Genomic DNA, 7,454 nt, shown 5'->3' with positions numbered 1-7,454 from the left:
CAGCGTGTATTGATTGAGCAGTTGCGGGAATTTCCCGACGCCGACCACGACGACGGCCCCGATGCACTGCATATGCTCTGGTCGGTGGCGGTGGCGAATTGTGTGCCGATAGAATGGCAAAGCCCTACCGATAACGATTTTGGTGACGAGATAAAAAGTAAATGGAGCCGATAATGGCAAAAAAGAACAATAAAACTAAAATCCAAAAGCCCGAAGCTGCATTGCAGACGGACGTGGCTCAAATTACGGCGACCGGTCGAGTTATCGCCGAACATCCGTCCAATTTTATTACGCCTCAAAAAATGCGCGCCCTCTTCGAGGACGCGGAAAACGGCGACATCCGAGCCCAACACGAGCTTTTCGCGGACATTGAGGAGCGCGACAGCGACATCGCGGCAAATATGGGTACGCGCAAACGCGCGCTGCTGACGCTCAACTGGCGCGTCGCCCCGCCGCGAAATGCGACGCCGGAAGAAGAAAAGCTGTCCGACCAAGCCTACGAAATGATGGACGGCCTGCCTACCCTCGAAGACCTGATTATGGATTTGATGGACGCTGTCGGGCACGGATTTTCTGCGTTGGAGGTCGAGTGGGTATTTTCAGACGGCCTTTACCTACCCCGAAACTTTATCCACCGCCCGCAAAGCTGGTTCAAATGGGACAAAGATGACGGGCTGCTGCTGCGTACCCGCGAAAATCCGGAAGGCGAAGCGTTGTGGCCGCTGGGCTGGGTCGTTCATACTCAAAAATCGCGCAGCGTCCAGCAGGCGCGCAACGGGCTTTTTCGCACGCTTGCCTGGCTGTATATGTTCAAACACTACGCCGTCCACGATTTTGCCGAGTTTTTGGAGCTGTACGGCATGCCCATCCGTATCGGCAAATACGGCGCGGGCGCAACCAAAGAGGAAAAAAACACCCTGCTTCGGGCGGTGGCGGAAATCGGCCACAACGCGGCGGGCATCATGCCCGAAGGTATGGAAATCGAGCTTCACAATGCGGCAAGCGGTACGACGGCAACCAGTAATCCGTTTTTGCAGATGGCTGACTGGTGCGAAAAATCGGCGGCACGGCTGATTTTGGGGCAAACGCTGACCAGCGGCGCGGACGGAAAATCCAGCACCAACGCGCTGGGCAATATCCACAACGAGGTACGCCGCGATTTGCTGGTGTCGGACGCAAAACAGGTGGCGCAAACCATCACAAGCCAAATCATCGGGCCGTTCCTGCAAATCAACTATCCCAATGCCGACCCAAACCGCGTGCCGAAATTTGAATTTGACACGCGCGATCCGGAGGACATTGCGGTAATGGCCGAAGCCATCCCTAAGCTGGTGGACGTGGGCGTGCAAATCCCGGAGAGTTGGGTGCGCGACAAGCTGGTAATTCCCGAGCCTGCCGAGGGCGAGCGGGTGCTGGCGCGTGTGGTGCCGGATAATCCCGTGCATCAAGCTGCGCTGGCGGCATTGTCCGCACGCATACCGGTAGGCCGCCCCGCCGCCCGCGAGCAGCAGGTATTGGACGGCGCATTGGACGAGGCGTTGGAAATGCCCGACTTTAACGCGCAGCTCAATCCGATTATCAAACAGGCGGTGGCCGCGCTGGCAGCGTGTGATAGCTACGAAGAGGCAGATGCCGCCTTGACCGCGCTCTACCCGCAGTTGGATAACCAAACCCTGCAAGGCTATATGCAAAATGCGCTGTTTTTGAGCGATCTGTTGGGGCAAGCCAATGCCAAGCATTAAGTTTGCCCTCGGCCTCAAACCTGCAAAAGCGATTGAGTGGCTGCAAGCCAAAGGCGTGACCGCCGAAAGCTACCGCAACCTGACGGCCTCGGAAATCGCCAAGGTGTACACCATCGCCCGCATAACCGATTTGGATATGCTCAACGATATCAAGCAATCCATGATTAAGGCGGCCGACAACGGGCAAGCATTTGCCGATTGGCGCAAAGACATCTTGCAGCACCTGCAAAACAAAGGCTGGCTGCACCCTAACGGCCACGATGGCAAAGTTATTATTGACCCGACCAGCGGCGAAGTATTTGGTGCGCCGCGCCGGTTGGAAAATATCTACCGCACCAATATGCAGACGGCTTACAGTGCCGGCCAATATCAAGGCTATATGGCCAACATCGACAGCCGCCCGTATTGGATGTATGACGCAGTGGGCGACCACCGCACACGACCGGCACACGCGGCGATGGATGGCTTGGTGTACCGCTACGACGACCCGTTTTGGGCAACCTTTTACCCGCCCAACGGCTATCGCTGCCGCTGCTCGGTGATTGCGTTGAGTGAGCGCGATATGCAACGCGACGGCAAAGTGTTGAGCCAGTCGGGCGAACATAATTTGGTGGAGACCCATAAGGTCTACAACAAAAAAGGCGACAGCTACCCGACGATTGCCTATAAAGCACCCGACGGCAGCCTGCACACCACCGACCGTGGTTTTGGCTACAATGCCGGCCGCATGAATTACCGGCCGAATTTAGACCAATACGACCGTGGTTTGGCGCATGAGTTTGCAAAGGCGGAAATGGGCGGTGCGGAATTTAAGGCGGTGTTTAAACAGCTTTCGGAAGAGTTTTATGAAGTGAAAGGCCGTCTGAAAATTGACGGCAAGCCTGATAATGCCGAAAAAATCGACATCCGCAACAAGTTGTCGCGGCAAGTGAAATTTGCGGCAGGCGTGTTGAGTAAAGAAGTGCAACAACGTACGGGGTTGAAGCGGGCGACTGTTTGGTTATCGGACGATACACTGATTAAGCAGGTGGATAGCCGAGAGGGGCAAGGTTTTGCGGAGGATTATTATGCTTTTCTGCCTGAATTTTTGGCTAATCCAGACCATATTATCAGAGATGGCAGAGAGTTGATTTTTACAACTCAACGCAATCAGGAATATTTATGGGCGGTTTTGAAGTATATCGACGACGTGGAGGAAGTATATTTGCAGTCGTACCGAATCAGTAATGAGAAAGAAATCAGAAAACTAATGGAAAAGAAAGAAGTGTTGAAGTAAGACATCGGGCAAGGCTCGAAATCACTTGCACACGCTCTCGGTCACCCTTTCGGGTAGGCTGCGGTATCGAGATTATCACCGCTTTTCCGATGTCTTGAGATGATTATAGCATGATTGAAGTCCAAATCGACAACCTGTTTGTGGTGCAAAACCAGCTCGAACGTTTGGGCAGTGGCGTGGAAAACCGCTATCTGCTTATGCGCCGCTTATCGGAAACCATGCACAAAGGCGTGCGTGATAATTTCCGCGCGGGCGGCCGTCCGAAATGGTTGGGGCTGAAATACCGCAACGGTAAGCCGCTGAACGATACCGGTGCGCTGCGCAACAGCTTCAGTACCTTTTCCGACAATGACACCGCGCTGGTTGGCACCAATCTGGTTTATGCTGCGATTCACAATTTCGGCGGCATGGCGGGACGTGGCCGCAAGGTGCGTATTCCGCAGCGTGAATTTTTGGTTTTGAGCAACGACGACAAGCAGGCTTTAATGGATGATGTGCAGGATTATTTCGCCAATCTGATCGGCTGATTTTCAGACGGCCTGAAAAACGCGCTTTTTAGCGCGTTTTTTTATGACGGTAAGGCAAACCCCTATCAGAAGATTTAAACGCAATCCTAGGCGAATTTAAAAAGGCTCTGAAACGGATTTAATTCTATCGGCTGAATGTCGGCGGCGGGTTTGAAGCGTGTCCGCTCTTTATGGTGTGAAAAAAGCCGGAAAATGGCCACTATCGACAAGGAGTGGAATATGCCTAAAGACAAACAACAACTGAGTCTCGCTGCGTGTAGCTTTGAGGTGCAGCCGAAAGACGGCCGCATTCAGCTGCTGCCCTATGGTGAGTTTCGCGCGGTGGACGGCCGCCCGAATGATGTGCCGGCTTGGTTTTTAACTGAGGAAAACGGCAATGATGTCGTGGCTTTGGCCAATGCTTCGCGTAATCAGTTGGTGGTCGATTATGAGCACCAGACGCTTTATAAGGAAAAAAACGGCCAGCCCGCACCTGCCGCCGGTTGGATGCGCTGGCTGGATTTTACGCCTAAAGGCTTGTTCGCCGATGTCGAGTGGACGGATAAAGCGGCGGCTGCGATTGCGGCCAAGGAATACCGCTATGTCTCGGCGGTGTTTTCTTACGACACTAAAGGCTACGTCCGCAAAATCTACCATGCCGCGCTGACCAATTATCCTGCGTTGGACGGCATGGACGAGGTGTTGGCGGCTGCGTCGGCACAGTTTATCAAACCTGAAACGGAGCAAACCCCGATGAAAGAGTTGTTGCAACAACTGCTCGGCCTGCCGCAGGCAGAGGAAGCCGAATTAACCGCAGCCCTGACTGCGCTTTTGCAGGCCAAACCGAAAGATGTGGCTTTGTCTGCCGCTATCTTTAAAGATTTGGCCGATAAAGACGACAAAATCGCCGCGCTGTCTGCGCAAGGCGGCCAGCCTGATTTGACTCAATATGCGCCGGTGTCGGTAGTGGCCGAGCTGCAAAGCCAAGTGGCTGCACTGACTGCCGAACGCGAAGCCGATAAAGGCCAAGAGCTGATTACCGCTGCTTTGAGTGCAGGTAAATTGCTGCCGGCACAAAAAGAATGGGCCGAAGGCGTATTGAAACAGCCAAACGGCTTGGCATTTTTAACCGGCTTTATTGAAAACGCCCAGCCGGTCGCTGCACTGGCAGGCTCGCAAACGGGCGGCAAAGCACCCGACGAACGCGTCGCCGCACTGACTGCGGAAGAGGCAGCCGCAGCAAAAATGCTGGGCATGTCCGGCGAAGAATTTGTAAAAATCAAAGAAAGCGAAGGTAAGTAATGAATAAGGCAGCAATTTTAGCCGCCCTGACGGCAGCATTCCGCAAAGAGTTTCAGTCCGGCTTAGATTCGGTTAAGCCTGACTACCCTGCTATCGCTATGACTATTCCGTCAACAACTTCGACGAATACTTATGCGTGGCTGGGCAAATTCCCGCAAATGCGCGAGTGGGTCGGCTCACGTCAGATCAAAAAAATGAGCAATCAGGCAATGAGCTTGGAAAATAAAAAATTCGAAGCGACTGTTGGCGTGGCTCGCACTGACATCGAAGACGACCAAGTAGGTATGTACCGTCCGATGATGGCCGCAATGGGTGAATCTGCTGCCGCTCTGCCTGATACGTTGGTGTGGGGTCTGCTCAAGAAAGGCAAAACCACCATTGGCTACGACGGCCAATACTTCTTTGACGTTGACCATCCAGTTTTCGAAAACCACGATGGCACAGGTCAAAACACGCCTTATTCCAACCTGACTACCGGTACAGACAACGACGCACCTACATTTTATGTCGTTGACGACACCAAAACCCTGAAACCTTTGATTTTCCAAAACCGCACCGAAACAGAGTTCGAAACTAAATTCGATCCGTCCAAATCCGACCGCGTGTTCATGGAAGACGAATATCTGTATGGCTCGCGCCGCCGTTGTAATGCCGGTTTCGGTTTGTGGCAGCTGATGCACATGGCAGAAAAAACCGCGCTGACCCGCGAAAACCTTGCCGCCATTATCGTCAAAATGCAAAAAATCAAAGCCGACGGCGGCTATGTGCTGAACGTGAAACCCAGCCTCTTGGTCGTCCCGCCCGAGTTGGAAGACAAAGCCCGCGAACTCTTGGAAGCCGACAAAATCAACGGCACGACCAATACCTTCAAAGGCCGTCTGAAACTGCACGTCTGCGTCCACCTGTAACCCTAACCGTTTTCAGACGACCTTTAACACCTATTTAAAGGCCGTCTGAAACAAGGAGTCATCATGGCAAAAACCAACAACAAACCAGAAACCGCCGAAACCGCCGCCCCGTCGTTTGAAGACATCAAAGCCGAATTGGACGCCGTGCAGGCAGAGCTTGCCGCCGCCCGAAACGATGTCGAAATGCTGACCACAGCCTTGGCAAAAGCCGAAGACGACAAAAAGGCACTGTCCGCCGAACTTGCCGAACTCAAAGCGCAGCATACGCAACGCGCCGCCGACTCTTTGGCGGACAGCCGCGATGTGATGCTCGTCAGTACCGGCGCAGACGACAAAGAATTTTGGCGCGGCGGCCTGCTGTTTGACGGCGGCTGGCGCGAAGTGAAGCGCGCCGAAGTCGGCGAAGCGGTGTGGAAGGCAATCTGCGCCGAGCCTATGCTGCAACGCAAGGCGGTCGAGTAATGGCATACGCGACGGTTGAGGATATGGTTGCGCGTTTCAGCGAGCTGGAGGTTATCCAGCTGACCGACCGCAACCAAGACGGCTTGATTGACGAGGATGTGGCGGCAGTGGCACTGGCCGATGCCACCGCAGAAATAGACGCTTATCTGGGTCGGTTTAAACGTCCGTTTGCTGATGTGCCGCCCATCCTCAAGCGCTTGTGTTGCGATATTGCCCGCTACCGCCTTACCGCCGCCAACAGCGTGCTGATTACCGACGAAATCCGCAACCGCTACAAAATCGACGTGCTCGACCTGCTGCGTGCTATGGCCAAAGGCGAAGTGCAGCTGGGCGTGGATGATAGCGGCGAAGAAGTGGCCGCGGGCGAAGACGGTATTGTGTTTGTAAACGGTAAAAATAAGGTGTTCGGGCGTGATCACTGATATTGAGCAAGCGATAACAGACCGTCTGAAACGGGGCTTGGGTCGCATGGTGCGCACGGTTAAAAGCTACAACGGCGAGGCCGACGATTTGGCGGGGCAAATCCATACGCTGCCTGCGGTTTGGGTAACGTATGGCGGCAGCAAAGTTGAGCCTGCCAGCACCGGCGGCGTATGCGGACGTTATCAGGATACCGCCGAATTTGTGGTGATGGTGGCGGCCCGCAATCTGCGCAACGAGCAGGCGCAGCGGCAAGGTGGCATCGACAGCCGCGAAATCGGCAGCAACGATTTAATCCGCGCTGTTCGCCGCCTGCTTGACGGCCAGCGGCTCGGTTTTGCCGATAGCCGCGGCTTGGTGCCCAAAGCGGTGCGCGCGATTGCCAATCATGTGCTGGTGCAAAACGCCGCAGTAAGCATATATGCGGTTGAGTATGCCATCCGCTTTAACACCTGCGGGTTGGAAAATGACCGCTACCCCGAACGCGCCGACAATCCCGACGACCCAGACCATATCTTTACCAAGTATCAGGTTACATTGAGCGAGCCGTGGCCTGATTTCGAGGGGTTGGACGGCAAAATTTACGACCCGCAATCCGCCGGTGAAATACCTGTAAACCTAACCCTTAAGGATAAGCAATGAGCAAAATCAAAGTAACGGCGGCAGACGGCCTGCGTGTGCCGACCGAACACAACCCACACGAATATATCGGCCAAGAGCCGGTGGAGGTGGACGGCAACAGCCTGTATTACCGCCGCATGATTGATGACGGCGATTTGGTGGTGGTTGAGGATGCCGCCCCAAATACCAAAACCCGCAATACTAAGGGAGAGTAATG

Annotated in this window: 9 protein-coding genes and 1 pseudogene; all 10 read left to right on the top strand. The window is 54.3% G+C overall.

Translation table 11 applies throughout. The features are described 5' to 3' along the window. Window positions 1–174: pseudogene (locus ACTHTA_RS09640) on the top strand (phage terminase large subunit); the annotation flags it as partial. After that, window positions 174–1,742: a DUF935 domain-containing protein gene (locus ACTHTA_RS09635; protein ID WP_440364327.1), complete on the top strand. Its 1,569-nt coding sequence runs from the start codon at window positions 174–176 to the stop codon at window positions 1,740–1,742. The pseudogene ACTHTA_RS09640 and the gene ACTHTA_RS09635, both read left to right, overlap by 1 nt. Further along, the gene (locus ACTHTA_RS09630) at window positions 1,729–3,018 is read left to right on the top strand and encodes a phage minor head protein (RefSeq protein ID WP_070749460.1); all 1,290 of its coding nucleotides are present in this window, start codon (window positions 1,729–1,731) and stop codon (window positions 3,016–3,018) included. Before ACTHTA_RS09635 ends, ACTHTA_RS09630 begins: the two co-directional genes overlap by 14 nt. Before the next feature lie 110 nt (window positions 3,019–3,128). Continuing rightward, window positions 3,129–3,545 carry a phage virion morphogenesis protein gene (locus ACTHTA_RS09625; protein ID WP_070749459.1) on the top strand — a complete coding sequence of 139 codons (417 nt, stop codon included), beginning with the start codon at window positions 3,129–3,131 and terminating at the stop codon, window positions 3,543–3,545. Between the two features lie 192 nt (window positions 3,546–3,737). Beyond that, window positions 3,738–4,826: a phage protease gene (locus tag ACTHTA_RS09620; protein WP_372510559.1), complete on the top strand. Its 1,089-nt coding sequence runs from the start codon at window positions 3,738–3,740 to the stop codon at window positions 4,824–4,826. Beyond that, window positions 4,826–5,734, top strand: a complete 909-nt coding sequence (locus ACTHTA_RS09615) for a Mu-like prophage major head subunit gpT family protein (protein WP_070749458.1) — start codon at window positions 4,826–4,828, stop codon at window positions 5,732–5,734. The genes ACTHTA_RS09620 and ACTHTA_RS09615 overlap by 1 nt, the downstream gene beginning before the upstream one ends. A 63-nt stretch (window positions 5,735–5,797) precedes the next feature. Next, window positions 5,798–6,196, top strand: coding sequence for a hypothetical protein (locus ACTHTA_RS09610; RefSeq protein ID WP_440364326.1), 399 nt, complete (start codon window positions 5,798–5,800; stop codon window positions 6,194–6,196). Next, window positions 6,196–6,618, top strand: coding sequence for a gp436 family protein (locus tag ACTHTA_RS09605; protein WP_440364325.1), 423 nt, complete (start codon window positions 6,196–6,198; stop codon window positions 6,616–6,618). The genes ACTHTA_RS09610 and ACTHTA_RS09605 overlap by 1 nt, the downstream gene beginning before the upstream one ends. Further along, complete coding sequence (locus ACTHTA_RS09600) at window positions 6,608–7,258, top strand: phage protein Gp37 (RefSeq protein ID WP_440364324.1); 651 nt, start codon at window positions 6,608–6,610, stop codon at window positions 7,256–7,258. Before ACTHTA_RS09605 ends, ACTHTA_RS09600 begins: the two co-directional genes overlap by 11 nt. Beyond that, complete coding sequence (locus tag ACTHTA_RS09595; RefSeq protein ID WP_002225238.1) at window positions 7,255–7,452, top strand: DUF2635 domain-containing protein; 198 nt, start codon at window positions 7,255–7,257, stop codon at window positions 7,450–7,452. Before ACTHTA_RS09600 ends, ACTHTA_RS09595 begins: the two co-directional genes overlap by 4 nt. Window positions 7,453–7,454: the final 2 nt, after the last annotated feature.

This window comes from Neisseria sp. P0013.S005 (genome assembly GCF_051958425.1).
Lineage (GTDB): Bacteria > Pseudomonadota > Gammaproteobacteria > Burkholderiales > Neisseriaceae > Neisseria > Neisseria subflava.
This window is presented reverse-complemented; position numbering and strand designations above follow the sequence as displayed.

Bases quoted from the DNA above. Each gene is read 5' to 3' on its own strand.
- ACTHTA_RS09620 (WP_372510559.1), top strand. From the start codon at position 3,738: ATGGCCACTATCGACAAGGAGTGGAATATGCCTAAAGACAAACAACAA.
- ACTHTA_RS09610 (WP_440364326.1), top strand. From the start codon at position 5,798: ATGGCAAAAACCAACAACAAACCAGAAACCGCCGAAACCGCCGCCCCG.
- ACTHTA_RS09595 (WP_002225238.1), top strand. From the start codon at position 7,255: ATGAGCAAAATCAAAGTAACGGCGGCAGACGGCCTGCGTGTGCCGACC.
- ACTHTA_RS09605 (WP_440364325.1), top strand. From the start codon at position 6,196: ATGGCATACGCGACGGTTGAGGATATGGTTGCGCGTTTCAGCGAGCTG.
- ACTHTA_RS09630 (WP_070749460.1), top strand. From the start codon at position 1,729: ATGCCAAGCATTAAGTTTGCCCTCGGCCTCAAACCTGCAAAAGCGATT.
- ACTHTA_RS09625 (WP_070749459.1), top strand. From the start codon at position 3,129: ATGATTGAAGTCCAAATCGACAACCTGTTTGTGGTGCAAAACCAGCTC.
- ACTHTA_RS09615 (WP_070749458.1), top strand. From the start codon at position 4,826: ATGAATAAGGCAGCAATTTTAGCCGCCCTGACGGCAGCATTCCGCAAA.
- ACTHTA_RS09635 (WP_440364327.1), top strand. From the start codon at position 174: ATGGCAAAAAAGAACAATAAAACTAAAATCCAAAAGCCCGAAGCTGCA.